Origin of the sequence: Tsukamurella pulmonis, assembly GCF_900103175.1 — a bacterium.
GTDB classification, from domain to species: Bacteria; Actinomycetota; Actinomycetes; order Mycobacteriales; family Mycobacteriaceae; genus Tsukamurella; species Tsukamurella pulmonis.
On sequence record NZ_FNLF01000002.1, the window covers coordinates 1,467,275 to 1,482,584 of the forward strand.

The window sequence follows — 15,310 nt, forward strand, 5'->3', positions numbered from 1 at the left end:
CCGTGCCCCGACCGCAACCGCTCGCGCACGGGCTGTGGCGTCCCGGCCTCGGCCTCGCGCTGTGGTTCACCGACGAGGTCGGCGAGCCGACCGCCGATCCCGACCCGGCCGCGCTGCCCGCCCCGATCGCCGAGGTGCTCGGCGACCGCCGCCCCCGCCGCTCGGTCACGCTCGCGGGTCCGCAGGGCCGGATCGTCGCGCCCGCGCTCACCCTCGGCCCGGCGCGCGCCGCCGCGCTGCTCGACGCCCTCTCCCCGTCCGACGGTGCCGGCGACCTGCGGTACCTGCGCTGGGTCGCGAAGTCCGTCGAGCGATTCGTCGCCGCCGGTGCCGTGACGCCGGCGCTGCGGGGCGACGACGGCGAGCAGATCGTGCGGTGGGCGCCCATCGAGTCCGTGCAGTGGCGCACCTGGGCGCAGTCCGCGGCCGCCGCGCTGCCACCGGTGCTGCGCCGCACGGGCGATCTCGCTGCCGTTCTGGACATGGCCGCCGAGTTCGCCGACGGGTACGCGCGCCGGCGACTCGGCGACGGCCCGTGGACGTGGGTAGCGGCGCCGTCCCTGCGGGCCCTGGTCACGGGGGATCCCCTGCCGGCGCGGGCGGTCGCGGACGCGGGCGCCGCCGCGGCGTGGACCGAGTGGGGCGGCAGCGTCCGCTCCGCCGAGACCCTCCTGGTACTGCGGCTGATCGAGCCCGACGGCCGCAGCCCGGGGGAGAACCCGTTGGCGCCGTACGCGGTGCGGCCCACTCGCGTCGATCCCGAGGGCGGCGCCCCGCCGACGCTCTGGCGGCTCGAGGTCTGCCGCCGCGTCCCCGGCGCCGCGCCCGTCCGGGTCGAGCCGAGCCGGATGAGCCCCGTCGACCTGGACGACCTGGCGGGCGAACTGGCCCGGGCCCTGGCGGTGTACCCGCCGCTCAAGCGGGTCGCACAGGACGAGTCGTCGCTGGACTTCCTGCTCACCACGCCGGAGGCCGAGGCGTTGTTCCTCGAGGGGGCACCGGGGCTGACCAAGGCGGGGTACGAGGTGCTGCTGCCGGCGTCGATCGCGACGGTGCGCCCCGCGCTGCGGCTGGTCGGGCGCGAGCAGCCCGGTCGGACGGCGCTGACCGTGCAGGCCGGCCTCGCGGAGATCAAGGACTTCGCATGGCAGCTGGCGGTCGGCGATTCGGTGCTCACCGCGAGCGAGCTCGCGACGCTCGCGAACTCCGCATCCGGACTGGTCGAGGTGCGCGGCAAGTGGGTGCGCGCGGACCGGCGCACGCTGGCGAACGCGGCGCGGTTCGTCGCCGAGCAGCGCTCCGCGGCGGAGTCCGGCACCGACCTGAGCGAGCTGCTCGGCATGATCGCCGACCCCACGGCCCTGCCCGCGCCGCTCGCCGCCGTCGACGGGCTCGGCTGGCTCGACTCCGTCTACCGCGGCGGCTCCATCGCACCGGCGGAGGTGACGGCGCCGTCGACGCTCAAGGCCCGGCTGCGCGACTACCAACTCCGCGGGCTCGAATGGCTGGTCACGCTGTGGCGCAGCGGGATCGGCGCCGTCCTCGCCGACGACATGGGCCTGGGCAAGACGATCCAGGTGCTCGCGCTGCTATGCCACGAGCGGGAGGCGGGCGAGCCGGTCCGGCCGACGCTGCTGGTGTGCCCGATGTCGGTGGTGGGCAACTGGGTCGCGGAGGCGCAGCGCTTCGCGCCCGGGCTGCGCGTGCACGTGCACCACGGCAGCGACCGGCCCACGGGGGAGGAGTTCGGTGCGGTCGCAGCCGAATCCGACGTCGTCGTCACCACGTTCGCGCTCGCCGCGCGCGACCGGGAACTGCTCGCCGGGCATCACTGGGGCCGGGTCGTCGTGGACGAGGCGCAGCACATCAAGAACGTCAACACCGCTGCCGCCAAGGCGGTCCGGTCGATCCCCGCCGCTCACCGGATCGCGCTCACCGGCACGCCCGTGGAGAACCGGCTCGAGGACCTGCGCGCCGTGATCGACCTGGTCAATCCCGGCCTGCTGGGCTCGGCGCGCACCTTCCGCAACCGGTTCGCGCTGCCCATCGAGCGCGAGCAGGACCAGGCCGCCGTGCGCCGGCTGAACACCCTGACCTCGCCGTTCATCCTGCGTCGCGAGAAGACCGACCCCGCCATCGCCCCGGAACTGCCGGAGAAGGCCGAGTTCACGGTCCGGGCCTCGCTCACCCCCGAGCAGGCCGGGCTCTACCAGGCGGTGCTCGACGAACTGGTGCGCGAGCTGCGGGAGTCGCAGGGCATGGGGCGGCGCGGGCTGGTGCTGGCCTCGCTGACCCGGCTCAAACAGATCTGCAACCACCCGGCGCACTACCTCGGTGACGGCTCGCCGCTGCTGCGCCGCGGGCAGCACCGCTCGGGCAAGGTCGAGCTGCTCGCCGACATCCTCACCACCGTCGCCGACGAGGGCGAGCGCGCGCTCGTCTTCACCCAGTACGCCGAGTTCGCGCGGATGCTGCAGCCGTGGCTCTCGGGCCTGCTCGGCGCGGAGGTCCCCGTGCTCGACGGTGCCGTGCCCCGCACCGAGCGCGACGCGATGGTGGCGCGGTTCCAGTCCGGCGACGGTGCGCCCGCCCTCGTCGCGACCGTCAAGTCCGGCGGCACCGGCCTGAACCTCACGGCCGCCAATCACGTGATCCACGTGGATCGTTGGTGGAATCCGGCGGTGGAGAACCAGGCCACCGACCGCGCCTTCCGCATCGGCCAGACGCGGGCGGTGCAGGTCCGCAAGTTCGTCTGCGCGGGCACGCTCGAGGAGCGCATCGACGGGGTGATCGCCGCCAAGCGCGAGCTCTCGTCGATGACGGTACGCACGGGCGAGGCCTGGCTGACGGAACTCAACAACGACGAGCTGTACGAGCTCGTCGCCCTGCGCGACGAGGCGGTGGTGTAGATGGCGAGGAAGGCCCGCGACACTGCGCGGTCGATGGGCGGGACCTGGTTCACCCGGCGGCTGATCCAACAGCGCGAGGACGTCACCGAACGGCGCAAGGTGCAGTACGCGCGGCGGCTCTACCAGGAGCACCAGGTGTACTCGCTGGCGGTGGTGCCGGCCGCGGTGACGGCGACGGTGCAGGGCAGCCAGTTGGACCCGTTCGGCGTCTCGCTCGCGCGGGTGCCGGGCGATCCCGCCGCGGTGGTCTCCCTTCTGGTCGGTCAGGGCCCGTCCGCGGAACTGCTCGGCGTGACCCGGGGCGAGCTCGGCCGCACGCTGGGTGAGCTGGTGCTGCCCGAGAGCGCGTCCGACGTGATCGTCGACTGCGCGTGCCCCGACGAGTCCGGTGCCTGCGTGCACGCGCTCGCCGTGACCTACGAGTTCTGCGCGGCGGCCGACGCCGACCCGTCGCTGGTCCTCGACTTCGCCGGGGTGCCGCTCGCCGGCCTGCTCGCGCGGGTGACCGCCGAGCGGGAGGGGCCGGCACCGTCGGCCCGGGGTGCCGACGGTGCCGGCGGGGACCAGGACGCCGAGGACTGGGACGCGGGCGCCGCGGCCTTCTACGGCGAGGGCCACGACCTGCCGCCCCTGCCCGAGCCGAGCCCGATCGACCCGATGACGCTGCTCGATCCCTCGCTGCTGCGCGCGGCGCTGCGCCGCACCGGCACGAAGGCGGCCGAGGTCGCCGAGGCGACCGACGAGCTGGCCGAGCTCTACGACCGCCTGCGCGACCCGCGGTGACGCGGCGCTGATCGGACTTGTCGGTGGGAGTCACTACCCTGAGGGGGCGACCTACGAGGGGGTGAAGAGCATGCGTTTCGTACACACGGCGGACTGGCAGTCCGGGATGACGCGGCACTTCCTCGACGCGGATGCGCAGGCCCGCTTCACCGATGCCCGGCTCGATGCGATCTCGCGCCTCGGCGCCGTCGCGGCCGAGCAGGAGGCCGAGTTCGTCGTCGTCTGCGGCGACGTCTTCGAGGACAACCGCCTCGCGCCCGCCGTGATCGCCCGCAGCCTCGACCGGATCGCGGCGATCGGGTGCCCCGTGTACCTGCTGCCCGGCAACCACGATCCGCTCGACGCCGCCTCGATCTACACCTCCGAGGTCTTCGCCCGGCACCGCCCGGCCAACGTGATCGTGCTCGATGCGCCGGGCGTGCACGAGGTGCGCCCGGGCGTCGAGCTGCTGGCCGCGCCGTGGTTCTCCAAGCACCCCACCGGGGACCCGCTCACCGAGGCCGTCGCCGCGGCCGCACCGCCCGCCGCCGGCGTGATCCGCATCGCCGTCGGCCACGGCGGCACGCTGCCGGTCGGCGCGCAGGATCAGCGCCTGATCGACGTGGCCGCGCTGTCGGCGCGGATCGCCGCGGGCGAACTGCACTACGTCGCGCTGGGCGATCGCCATTCGGTCACCGAGGTCGCCCCGGGGATCTGGTACTCCGGTGCCCCCGAGGTCACCAACTTCGATCACAAGGAGACGGGCTCGGGCTCGGTGCTCGTCGTCGAGATCCCCGAGCAGGGCCCCGCGCGAGTGACGCCGGCGCGCGTCGGGAGTTGGCGCTTCGCCTCGCGCGAGTTCACCCTCACCGCCGAGCGGGATGTGGACGCCGCCGTCGCCGCGCTCTCCGCCCTGCCGGACAAGGACCGCACCGTGGTCAAGGCGGGGTTCACCGGCACCGTCGGTCTGGCGGCCAAGGCCCGCCTGGATGCGGAGCTCGAGGCGCTGCGGGCGCGGTTCGCCGCGCTCGAGCTGTGGGAGCGCAAGACCGATCTCGCGGTGCTGCCGGGCGAGGAGGAACTCGAATCGCTCGAGCTCACCGGGCCCGCCGCGGACGCGGCGCAGGAGTTGCTCGGCGTCGCGCGCAGCGGCGGCGAGCGCGCGGCCGATGCCTCGGGCGCCCTGGCGCTGCTCTACCGGCTCACCCGCCAGGAGGTGGGCGCATGAGGCTGCATCGCCTGGCGGTCAAGGACTTCCGTGGAGTCGAGGCGCGCGAGATCGCCTTCGCCGATACCGGCGTCACGCTGCTGCACGGCCCGAACGAGGCGGGCAAGTCCTCGATGGTGGAGGCGCTGCAGCTCCTCCTCGAGGTGAAGGCCACCTCGAAGTCGCAGCGGGTGGAGGCCGTGTGTCCCGCGCACCGCGACGCCGGCCCGTGGGTCGAGGCGGAGCTCACCGTGGGGCCGTACCGCTTCGTCTACGCCAAGCAGTACCACCGCCGTCCGGGCACCGTGCTGACGGTGCTCGAGCCCACACCGCTGCAGCTCACCGGCGGCAGCGCGGAATCGTGGGTCGCCGAGCAGATGCGGGCCCACGTGGACGGGGATCTGCTGGCCGCGCTCACCGTGCTGCAGGGCCCCGGCCCCGGGCAGCCCTCGCTGCGCGACAGCGCCGCCTTCGCCAAGGCACTCGACGCGGCATCGGGCGGTGCGGGGGAGGACGAGCCCGGCGCGGAGCGGCTCGCCGAGGCGGTCGCCGCGGAGCGCGCCCGCTACTTCACGCCCACCGGGCGGCCCACCAACGAGCTGTCCGCCGCGCGCTCGCGCGAGGCCGCTGCGCGCGCCGCGCTGGAGGCGGCCGAAGCGGCGCTGCGCGAGGTCGATCAGGTCGCCGAGCAGCACGAGGTCGCCTCCGCGCGGCTGGCCGCCCTCGTCGATCGGCGGTCCGCCGCCGCGGCCGCGCTCGAGGAGCTCAGCGCCGATCGGGAGCGGATCTCCGCGCTGCAGTCGCGGCTCGCGCAGTCCCGTGCCGCGGTCGAATCCGCCTCGCTGCGGGAGCAGCACGCGGGCGAGGCGGCCAACCGCCGGCGCCGCCTGGTCGAGCAGCAGGCGCTCGCCGTCGAGCGCGCAGCCCAGGTACGGGTCGCCCGGGATCGGGCGCTCGCCGACCGCGAGGTGCTCGCCGCCGAGGCGTCGTGGCTCGAGACCACCGTGCACGAGCTCTCCGCGGTCTCGGCGGACCGGCGCGAACGCAAGTCGCAGGCGCAGTACGCCGTGGACTACGCCCGCGAGTCGGTGGGCCACCAGCGCCTGATCAAGCGCATCGAGCAGGCGCAGCTGCTCGGCAAGGACGTGGAGGACGCCCGGAACCGGTTGGCCGGCAACCCGATCGACCGGCGCGCCCTGCAGGGCATCGCGGTGGCCGAGCAGCGGTACGAGAAGGCGCAGGCCCGCTTCTCCGCGCTCGCCGCCACCCTCAAGCTCGAACGCCTGGGCTTCTCCGACGTGCTCGTCGACGGCAGCAACATCGGTGAGGAGCCGGTGGAGGTCGTCGCGGGCAACGGCATGGTGATCGAGGTACCGGGAGCGGTCCGGATCGAGGTCATGCAGCGCGGGGAGAGCGCCGACGCGGCCGCCGAGGTCAGGGCGGCGCATACCGCCCTGCTCGCCGCCTGCCGCGACGCCGGTGCCGCCGATGCGGAGCAGGCCCGCGAACTGCACGAGCAGCGTGAGGCGATCGAGATCGAAATGCAGGAGGCGCGGATCGCGTTGGCGCACGCCCTCGGCGAGAACACCCTCGCGGAGCTGCGCGAGCTCGCGGAGGAGGCCGCGGAGCGGATCGTCGCGCTGGAGGCGGCCGTCGATCCGGAGCTGCTCGCCGTCGATCCCGAGCGGGCGAAGGCGAACCTGATGGACGCCACGCAGGCGGAGGTCGCCTCACGCACGGAGGAGAAGCAGACCCGCGAGCAGCTGGGGCAGAAACAGCAGGAGCTGCACCGCGCCAGCACTGATGCCCAGGTCGCCGCGGATCGGCTGCAGCACTTCGACAACCGGGCGTCCGAGCTCTCCGTGGAGCTCGAGCGGGCCCGCGCCGAGTCCGAGGACGAGGCGCTGGGCAGCGCCGCCGATGCCGCGGCCGTCGCCCGCGAGCAGGCCGCGGCCGACCTGGCCGAGCACGAGCGCGCCGCGCAGGAGGCGGACGTCGCGGGCTTCACGGCCCGGTTCGCCGCTGCGCGCGCGCACGCCGAGCAGGCCCGCGCAGCGGAGGCCACTGCGCGGGAGGAACTCGCCGGGGTGGCCGGGCAGCTGCAGCTCATCCAGGCCGACGGCCGCCGCGACCGGCTCGATGCCGCGGAGGCCGAACACGTGCACGCCGCGCGGGCACTCACCTCCGTGGAGGAGCGCGCCCGCGCGGCGGCGCTGCTGCACGAGACGCTCACCGCGCACCGCGACGCCCGCCGTGCCCGCGTGCAGGCGCCGTACCAGCGCGCGCTGGAAGAGCTGGGCCGCAACGTCTTCGGTGATCCGCTCACCATCACCGTCGGTGACGACCTGACGATCGCCTCGCGCACCGTCGACGGGGTCACGGTGCCCTTCGACTCGCTCTCCGGCGGCGCGCAGGAACAGCTGGGCGTGCTCAGCCGGCTGGCCTGCGCCCGCCTGGTCGACGGTGCCGACGGCGCGCCCGTCATCTTCGACGACGCCCTCGGCCACAGCGATCCCACGCGCCTCGGCGCGATGGCGGACGCGCTGGTCGAGGCCGGCCGCGGCGCGCAGGTGATCGTTTTCAGCTGCGTGCCCGGCCGCTTCGACGCGCTGCGCGGTCGCGACGGCGTCACCGAGGTCGCGCTGGGTTAGCCCGGTCGCGGGTCCGCCGAGCCGTCGTCCCGGGCCCGGCTGTTCGCGGTTGCCCCGCCCGCGGGGGCCGCACTGTGCGAGGCTGACCACGTGGTAATCGTCCTCATGGTGGTCGTCGTCCTGTTCGTCGTGGCCGTGGTGGCCGCTGCGGTCGCCGGCGCGGTGGTACTGATCGTCCGGGCCACGACGAACCGGAAGCAGGCACCGCCGCCCGTCGCCCCGGGGCCGTACGGGCAGCCGGGGCCGGGCCTACCCGTGCAGCAGCCCTACCCGCTGCAGGGGCGGGACCTACCCCTGCAGCAGCCGCCTGACCAGCAGCCGCCCCACCAGTAGCACCCGCTCGACCGCCGGTAGGCGCCGTTGGCGCCGGTCAGACCTGTTCGCGCAGCTTGAACTTGAGCACCTTGCCCGCGGGGTTGCGGGGCAGGGCGTCCACCAGGTGCAGCGCCAGCGGGAGCTTGTACGGGGCGAGGGAGTCCTTCGCGAAGTCCCGGACCTCCTCCAGCGTGAGCGACGACTCGGGCTTGAGCGCGACGATCGCGGTCACGGCCTCGCCCCACTTCTCGTGCGGCGTACCGATGATCGCCACCTCCGCGATCGACGGGTGCCGGTAGAGCACCGACTCGACCTCGGCGGGGTAGACGTTCTCTCCGCCCGAGATCACCATGTCCTTGACCCGGTCGACGACGGTGACGTAGCCGTCGGCGTCCTGCTCGCCCACATCGCCGGTGTGGAACCAGCCGTCGGCATCGATGGCTGCGCCGGTGGCGTCCGCGTTGCGCCAGTAGCCGGGCGTCACCTGCGGTCCGCGTACGCACACCTCGCCGCGCTCCCCGGTCGGGACGGGCGCACCGTCGGGCCCGAGCAGCGCGACCTCCGAGAGCGGCAGGACGCGGTGGCCCGCGGCGCCGATCTTGCGGGCGGTGTCGTAGACGTCCATGACCAGTGCGAGCGGTGCCGTCTCGGTGAGCCCGTAGCCCTGGCAGAAGGGGATGCTGCGGCCGTTGTAGAGGGCGATGAGCGGCTCGGGCACCGGTGCGCCGCCGCAGGTGAACTGGCGGACGCTGGAGAGGTCGGCGGTCTCGAAGGCCGGCACCTGGCTCATGAACAGGAACATGGCGGGCACGCCGAACATCGTGGTGACGCGGTGCTTCTCGATGAGCTGCAGCGCGGCGGTGGGATCGAAGGCGGGCAGGATCACCAACTGTCCGCCCTTCTGCAGGGTGATCAGGGTGGTCACGTTGAGGCCGCCGATGTGGAAGAGCGGCGCCGCGACGAGGCTGATATCGGTGGACATGGTGTCGAGGCTCAGCAGCGCGTTCATGTTGTTCCAGAACATGTTTCCGTGCGTGAGCATCGCCCCCTTGGGACGGCCGGTGGTGCCGGAGGTGTACATGATCAGTGCGAGATCGTCCTCGGCGGGCGACTGCGGCTCCGCGATCGGTGAGCGCGCCGCGAGGAGGGCGTCGAGCTGCTCCCAGCCGTCCACCGACTCGAGGGAGATGGCCCGCGCGATGCCCGACGAGGCCCGCACCGGCTCCACGACGGCGGCGCGGTCGGCGTCGGCGACGAGGGTGTGCACTCCCGCGTCGGTGAGGATGTACTCCAACTCTGCGGAGGTCAGGCGGAAGTTCAGCGGCACGAAGACGGCGCCTGCGCGCGAGGCGGCGAACATCGTGGTGAGGAAGTCGGGGTGGTTGAAGCCGACGTAGCCGACGCGGTCCCCGGTGCCGATGCCCCCGGCCACCAGCTCGGCGGCCAGCCGGTCGACGCGGTCGGCGAACTCCCGGTAGCTCCACGTCGCCTCGCCGTACGTGATCGCGGGGCGGTCCCCGCTGACGGCGGCGCGGCGCGCGATCCAGGATCCGAGGTCGACGGCGGGACGAGCGGGCATGGTGTCTCCTTGCGGGGCGGTGCGAGCGGTGTGCGTGCATCTTTGCCGCCGCCGAGCCGTGCGCGCGGGCGATTCGCCGGATTCTCAGGTCCCGCGGGCGCCGCGTTCCGCCGGCACAACGTGAAGGGCGGCGGTCCGCGTTCGCGCACTCCGCGGCAGTCCGCTGTGTGTGCATCGCGGGCGGCGCGTCCGGCCGCGGCGCTACCGCAGCCGCAGTGCGGCGATCGCGACGACGAGGAGCACCGCCGTCAGGCCCGCCAGGCCCGCGGTGAGGCCGGCCGCCGCGGCGATGGCTCCCACCAGGAGTGGGCCGCCCGCGTCGCCCAGCTCGCGGCCGATCTCCGCCGTGCCCATGGTCTGGCCCAGCCGTTCCTTGGGCGAGTTCTGCGCGAGGTGCGCGAAGCCGAGCGGGGTCACCAGGCCGACGCCCGTGCCGATGAGGACCGCCGCGACGACGATCCCCGTCGGCCCGGGGACAGCGACGGCGACCAGCCCTAGTGCGGCGAGCGCCAGGCCGGAGGCGAGCCCCGCACCGTCGGAGAGCTTGCCGGCGTCGCGCGCGCGGCCCGCCCCGGGCTGCACGAGCGTCGCGGTGAGCGCGAGCACGGAGACGACCGCGCCGGTGAGCAGCGGGCCCATCCCGTGTGCGGCGCCGGCGACGGGGAGGAAGCCCACGCCCACGGCGAGCACGCCGGTCGAGGCGGCCAGGGCCGAGGTGGGGAGCAGGAACGAGCGGGAGCCGAGCCGTCGGGCCAGGTCCACGACGGTCTGCCGCTGCCGGGGCAGGGCATCGAGCGCAGGCACGGCGGTGACCGCCCACGCCGCGACCACCGCGGCGACGCCGGCGAGCACGCCGAACAACAGGGTGTATCCGCCGGCCCAGATCAGGGCACCGCCGAGTACCGGGCCCAGCGTGTAGCCCAGCCCCTTCCACGCGCCGTAGCCGCCGAAGGCGCGGCCCTGCGCGGTGTCCGGGGTGAGCCGGGAGACCATGGCGCTCGCGGCGGGGGAGAAGGCCGCCGCGGCGGCGCCCTGCGCGAAGCGGGCCACCGCGAGGAGTCCGGGGTTGCCGGCCAGGACGAACGCCGCCGAGGCGATCGCGAAGGCGACGAGCCCGCCGAGCAGCACGGGGCGCGGACCGATCCGGTCCGCGAGCGTGCCGAAGATCGGTTTGAGGAGCACCTCGGCACCGTCGTAGAGGGCCAGCAGAATGCCGAGGGTCAGCAGCTGGGATCCCGCCGAACCGGTGAGGCCGCCGAGGCCGGCCGCGATGCTGTGCGCGCCGAACGCGGTGACGAACCCGGCGGCGTAGAGGGGGTACAGGGCGCGGCTGTGCGTCGGCGCGGTCACGTGGGGGAACCTAACAACAGGCCTCGGCGCGACGGTCACCGCGCGGCCCGAAACCGGTGCACGTCATTACACTCGCGTGCATGACTGCTGCACCCGACACGACATCCGGTCTGCCCGCATCGGGCCTGACCGCCGCACAGGTCACGGAGCGGATGCGCGACGGTCGGGTCAACACGCTGCCCAACCGGTCGGGGCGGAGCACGTGGGACATCATCCGCGCCAACGTCTTCACCCGCATCAACGCGATGCTCGGGGTGCTGTTCCTGCTGGTGCTGTTCACGGGCTCGCTCATCAACGGCCTGTTCGGCCTGCTGATCGTGTTCAACTCCGGCATCGGCATCATCCAGGAGCTGCGCGCGAAGAAGACTCTCGACTCGCTCGCGATCGTCGGGCAGGCGCGGCCCGTGGTGCGGCGCGACGGTGTCGCCACGGAGGTCGCGCAGTCCGAGGTCGTGCTCGACGACGTCATCGAGATCGGCCCCGGCGACCAGATCGTCGTCGACGGCGAGACCATCGAGTTCGAGGCACTCGAGGTCGACGAGTCGCTGCTCACCGGCGAGGCGGACCCCGTCGACAAGCAACTGGGCGACGAGATCTTCTCCGGGAGCTTCGTGGTCTCCGGCTCGGGTGCCTACCGCGCCACGAAGGTCGGCGCCGACGCCTACGCCGCGCAGCTCGCCGATGAGGCCAGCAAGTTCACCCTGGTCAACTCCGAGCTGCGCTCGGGCATCGACAAGATCCTGCAGGTGATCACCTGGCTGCTGGTCCCCGCCGGCGTCCTGACGGTGTTCAACCAGCTGGTGATCTCCAAGCAGGAGCTCAACCAGGCCATTCTCGGCATGGTCGCCGCCCTGGTGCCGATGGTTCCGGAGGGCCTCGTGCTCATGACCTCCATCGCCTTCGCGGTCGGCGTGGTGCGGCTCGGGCAGCGCAAGTGCCTGGTGCAGGAACTGCCCGCGATCGAGGGCCTGGCGCGCGTGAACGTGGTGTGCGCGGACAAGACCGGCACGCTCACCGAGAACGGCATGCGCCTCTCGGAACTCGATGTGTTGGACGGGGATCGCGCCGACATCGAGACCGCGCTGGCCGCCGTCGCCGCGCTCGATCCGCGCCCCAACGCGAGCGTGCAGGCGATCGCCGAGACCTACCCCGACGCGCCGTCGTGGCGCGCCGCGGCCGTGGCACCGTTCAGCTCCGCCAAGAAGTGGTCCGGGATCTCGCTCGCCGACGGGGATGCGCCGCGCGGCAACTGGATCCTCGGCGCCGCCGACGTGCTCCTCGACCCCGAGTCCGACGGCGCCCGGCGCGCCACCGAGCTGGGCTCGAACGGGCTGCGCGTGCTGCTGGTGGCCTCGACGGACGTGCCGGTGGACACCGAGGTCGACGGGCTGCAGGCGCCCGGGAACCTGGTGCCGCGCGCGCTGATCGCGCTCGAGCAGCGGGTGCGCGTCGACGCCCGCGACACCCTCGACTTCTTCGATTCGCAGGGCGTCGCCGTGAAGGTGATCTCGGGCGACAACGCCGTGTCCGTGGGCGCGGTCGCGCACTCGCTGGGGCTCGGCTCGCCGGATTCCTCGGTGGACGCGCGGAAGTTGCCGTCGGAGAACGACGAGCTGGCCGACATGGTGACCGACAACGTGACCTTCGGTCGCGTGCGGCCGGACCAGAAGCGGGCGATGGTCAAGGCGCTGCAGTCGCGCGGCGACACCGTCGCCATGACCGGCGACGGCGTCAACGACGTGCTCGCGCTCAAGGACTCCGACATCGGTGTGGCGATGGGCTCCGGCAGCTCCGCCGCCCGGTCGGTCGCGCAGATCGTGCTGCTGGACAACAAGTTCGCCACCCTGCCCTACGTCGTCGGCGAGGGCCGGCGCGTGATCGGCAACATCGAGCGCGTCGCGAACCTGTTCCTCACCAAGACCGTCTACGCGGTGCTGCTCGCATGGCTCGTGGGGCTGGCGGGCCTGGGCGCCAAGATCTTCGGCTTCGCCGCGATCTCGTACCCGTTCCAGCCCATCCACGTGACCATCTCCGCGTGGTTCACCATCGGCCTGCCCGCCTTCGTGATGTCCTTGGCGCCCAACAACGAGCGCGCCAAGACCGGCTTCGTCTCGCGGGTGCTCAAGCTGGCGCTGCCCTCCGGCGTGGGCGTGGGCATCGCGATCTTCCTGTGCTACCTCGTCGTGAACCCCGGCGGCTCCGGCGCCTCGCTGGGAGGGAAGGCGGCGGCGCTGAGCGTCGAGCAGATCCAGGCCTCGACGGCCGCGCTGATCACGCTGCTGGTCGGCGCGCTGTGGGTGCTCGCGATCGTCGCGCGCCCGTACACCTGGTGGAAGGCGCTGCTGGTCGGTGTCTCGGTGCTGTTCTACGTCGTGCTGTTCTCGATCCCGCTCGCGCAGGAGAAGTTCTTCCTCGACATCAGCGACCCCGCCACCGTCGGCATCGGTTTCGCCTTCGGCGCTCTGGCCATCGTGCTCGTGGAGGTCCTCCGCCGCATCGCACCGGCACTGTTCGCGCGGTTCGAGCGTCGCGGAGCCTGAGGTGTGGGACGTCTTCGACGTGTCGGTTTTCTCGCTTCCGGCCGCGGTGGTGCTGTGGGTCGCGTACGCGCTGGTGGCCGGGGCGGCGCCGGCGCGGGATCGGTTGCGGGAGGGGATCGGTTGGGCGGCGAGCCTGGCCACCGCGCTGGCCATGTTGTCGATCGTTCCGTTCGTCGCGGGGCTGTTCCTGTTCCTGCCCGCCCTCTGGGCGGCGGACGCGGGATCGCGGGGCGCGGAGGTGATCGCCTGGATCGAGGCGCTGGTGCTCACCGCAGCCGTCGTCTGGCTGGCGCAGAGGATCTACCGGCGGTTCCCCCGCACCAGGTTCCTGTCGCTCCTGGTTCTGCTCATCGGCCTCGCGACCGTGTGGTTCGGCCGGTACCTGGCCACCATCGACTGGCTGCCGCATCCCAGCTGAGAGTCAATCGGACAGCGGGGTCCCCCACCAGTGGACGTCGTTCCCGTCGGGGGAGAGGTGGTCCGCGACCGACCCGAGCGGCTCGCCGATGCAGAACGCCGCGGAGTCCCGGCCGACCGTCACCGGATCGTCGGACGATCCGTAGAGCGGCGAGAGCGTGGCTTCCGCCGCGAAGCCCAGCGTGATGGGGTGGTCGCGCCATCGGTAGACGAGGTAGAACAGCTCGCCGCGTGTTCCGGCGTCGATCACGCCGACGCACCACTCCTCCGTGATCCGACCGTCGCGGAGAGCTCTGAGGCAGCCCAGTAGCGCCTGCTCCGCCGCAGTGCGCGGCGTTCCGTACTTCTCGATGAGGTCGACGTGGTGTCGGGTCGTTCGGCGATGTTCTCGCGAATAGTCCACGCACGCAGTCGCGAAATCGAAGTAGTCCTCGGGAACGTTATCGGTAGTCATGTTCGCGGGCTGATTCTCACTGCTCGACCGACGTGGTCCGGTGGCGGCCGGCGGTCTTGCTCGTCTTCAGGGCGCGATCGGCACGGTCGGTCAACTCGTCGAGGAGGGCAGTCATGGGCGCCGACCTGCGGCCCGGGGGGAGGCGGTGGAACCGGACGAGTCCGATACTCACCGACGCAGAACCGCCATCGGGAAGACGCACCGGCTCGCGGTGGACGGCGTCCCGCAGGAACGCCTCGTCGTGCTCGGGATCCGCGCTGATGACGGCGAACTCGTCGCCCCCGAGGCGGCCCACGACCGCGCCCGACGAGGTGCCGGCGTCGAGCAGGCGCGCGACGTTGCGGAGCACGCCGTCCCCGACGGTGTGGCCGAAGCGGTCATTGATCGTCTTGAACTGGTCGATGTCGAGCGCGGCGACCACCAGATCGCCGGTGGCGTCACGGAGGAGCCGGTCGCCCGCGAAGGCGAAGCCGCGGCGGTTGAGGATGTTCGTCAGCGGATCGAGCGACGACTCGACGAGGTGGTTGCGGATCAACCGTTGCGATTCGACCGTGTAGCGGCGCAGGAGCGCCACGACGGCGTTGGCGACGACGATCGCGACGAGCACCTCGTGGCCGACGGCCATCGGGCCCTGCCCGGCGTGCAGGAGTCGCGCGCCGAGAGCGAGGATCACCGCCGTCGAGAAGGCGATGTGCACGGCCATGACGCGCCCGTTCACGAAATGCGCCACGTACGCGCCGATCACGGAGAACAGGCCGGTGCCGATCATCGCCGTCTGCAGATTCTGCATGCAGAGCACCACCCCGGCGAGGCTGAAGTCCGCGTACGCGACGAAGACGATGCTGCGTCTGGTACCGGAGTGCTCCGACCACCACGTTCTGCCGAGCGGAGTCCTGGCGACGATGACCGACACGGGCACGGCGCTGGCACAGATCAGTCCGATCGCGATCTTCCGCCAGTGGCTATCGCCGGCACCGTCCGGGATCACCAGGGTGGCCGCGCCGAACGCTCCGAAGGCTACGGTCAGTGCAGCGATCGCGTACCGCCATACCCTGTCCTTCATCGCGACGCGGCCAAGGAGTTCGCGCGGCAGCACCTCTCCGAGCGCCCCCTCGTGCATGGGCCC

General features: G+C 72.9%; 11 protein-coding genes. 7 read left to right on the plus strand and 4 right to left on the minus strand.

All coding sequences use genetic code 11. From position 1 onward, the window contains the following. Nucleotides 1–2: 2 nt before the first annotated feature. From BLQ62_RS07450 to BLQ62_RS07470, 5 genes are all read left to right on the plus strand, one after another. A complete protein-coding gene (locus BLQ62_RS07450; protein ID WP_068566447.1) occupies nucleotides 3–2,909 on the plus strand; it encodes a DEAD/DEAH box helicase in 2,907 nt (968 codons plus the stop codon). Continuing rightward, a complete protein-coding gene (locus BLQ62_RS07455) occupies nucleotides 2,910–3,692 on the plus strand; it encodes a hypothetical protein (protein WP_068566445.1) in 783 nt (260 codons plus the stop codon). 70 nt (nucleotides 3,693–3,762) lie between these two features. Next, the gene (locus BLQ62_RS07460; protein WP_068567320.1) at nucleotides 3,763–4,899 is read left to right on the plus strand and encodes a metallophosphoesterase family protein; all 1,137 of its coding nucleotides are present in this window, start codon (nucleotides 3,763–3,765) and stop codon (nucleotides 4,897–4,899) included. Further along, a complete protein-coding gene (locus BLQ62_RS07465; protein ID WP_068566444.1) occupies nucleotides 4,896–7,529 on the plus strand; it encodes an AAA family ATPase in 2,634 nt (877 codons plus the stop codon). Before BLQ62_RS07460 ends, BLQ62_RS07465 begins: the two co-directional genes overlap by 4 nt. Before the next feature lie 90 nt (nucleotides 7,530–7,619). Beyond that, the gene (locus BLQ62_RS07470; RefSeq protein WP_068566442.1) at nucleotides 7,620–7,862 is read left to right on the plus strand and encodes a hypothetical protein; all 243 of its coding nucleotides are present in this window, start codon (nucleotides 7,620–7,622) and stop codon (nucleotides 7,860–7,862) included. 37 nt (nucleotides 7,863–7,899) lie between these two features. On the opposite strand, the gene BLQ62_RS07475 is transcribed toward BLQ62_RS07470, so the two are convergent. Both BLQ62_RS07475 and BLQ62_RS07480 read right to left on the minus strand, forming a co-directional pair. Further along, nucleotides 7,900–9,423, minus strand: coding sequence for an acyl-CoA synthetase (locus BLQ62_RS07475; protein ID WP_068566440.1), 1,524 nt, complete (start codon nucleotides 9,421–9,423; stop codon nucleotides 7,900–7,902). Between the two features lie 201 nt (nucleotides 9,424–9,624). Next, nucleotides 9,625–10,773: an MFS transporter gene (locus BLQ62_RS07480; RefSeq protein ID WP_068566438.1), complete on the minus strand. Its 1,149-nt coding sequence runs from the start codon at nucleotides 10,771–10,773 to the stop codon at nucleotides 9,625–9,627. 80 nt (nucleotides 10,774–10,853) lie between these two features. Here BLQ62_RS07480 and BLQ62_RS07485 point away from each other — a divergent pair, with 80 nt between their 5' ends. Further along, nucleotides 10,854–13,313: an HAD-IC family P-type ATPase gene (locus tag BLQ62_RS07485; protein WP_068566436.1), complete on the plus strand. Its 2,460-nt coding sequence runs from the start codon at nucleotides 10,854–10,856 to the stop codon at nucleotides 13,311–13,313. Nucleotides 13,314–13,332: 19 nt separating this feature from the next. Next, on the plus strand, nucleotides 13,333–13,731 hold the full coding sequence (locus BLQ62_RS07490) for a hypothetical protein (protein ID WP_139184175.1): 399 nt from the start codon (nucleotides 13,333–13,335) through the stop codon (nucleotides 13,729–13,731). 3 nt (nucleotides 13,732–13,734) lie between these two features. On the opposite strand, the gene BLQ62_RS07495 is transcribed toward BLQ62_RS07490, so the two are convergent. Next, entirely contained in the window at nucleotides 13,735–14,184 is a 450-nt protein-coding gene (locus BLQ62_RS07495; protein ID WP_068566431.1) for a hypothetical protein, read from the minus strand. Nucleotides 14,185–14,200: 16 nt separating this feature from the next. Further along, nucleotides 14,201–15,304 (minus strand): GGDEF domain-containing protein, encoded by a 1,104-nt coding sequence (locus BLQ62_RS07500; RefSeq protein WP_068566430.1) that lies wholly within the window; start codon nucleotides 15,302–15,304, stop codon nucleotides 14,201–14,203. Nucleotides 15,305–15,310: the final 6 nt, after the last annotated feature.

What these genes read in the sequence shown, in the direction of transcription:
- BLQ62_RS07455 (WP_068566445.1), top strand. Translation starts at nt 2,910, where the DNA reads ATGGCGAGGAAGGCCCGCGACACTGCGCGGTCGATGGGCGGGACCTGG.
- BLQ62_RS07460 (WP_068567320.1), top strand. Translation starts at nt 3,763, where the DNA reads ATGCGTTTCGTACACACGGCGGACTGGCAGTCCGGGATGACGCGGCAC.
- BLQ62_RS07500 (WP_068566430.1), bottom strand. Translation starts at nt 15,304, where the DNA reads ATGCACGAGGGGGCGCTCGGAGAGGTGCTGCCGCGCGAACTCCTTGGC.
- BLQ62_RS07495 (WP_068566431.1), bottom strand. Translation starts at nt 14,184, where the DNA reads ATGACTACCGATAACGTTCCCGAGGACTACTTCGATTTCGCGACTGCG.
- BLQ62_RS07485 (WP_068566436.1), top strand. Translation starts at nt 10,854, where the DNA reads ATGACTGCTGCACCCGACACGACATCCGGTCTGCCCGCATCGGGCCTG.
- BLQ62_RS07465 (WP_068566444.1), top strand. Translation starts at nt 4,896, where the DNA reads ATGAGGCTGCATCGCCTGGCGGTCAAGGACTTCCGTGGAGTCGAGGCG.
- BLQ62_RS07475 (WP_068566440.1), bottom strand. Translation starts at nt 9,423, where the DNA reads ATGCCCGCTCGTCCCGCCGTCGACCTCGGATCCTGGATCGCGCGCCGC.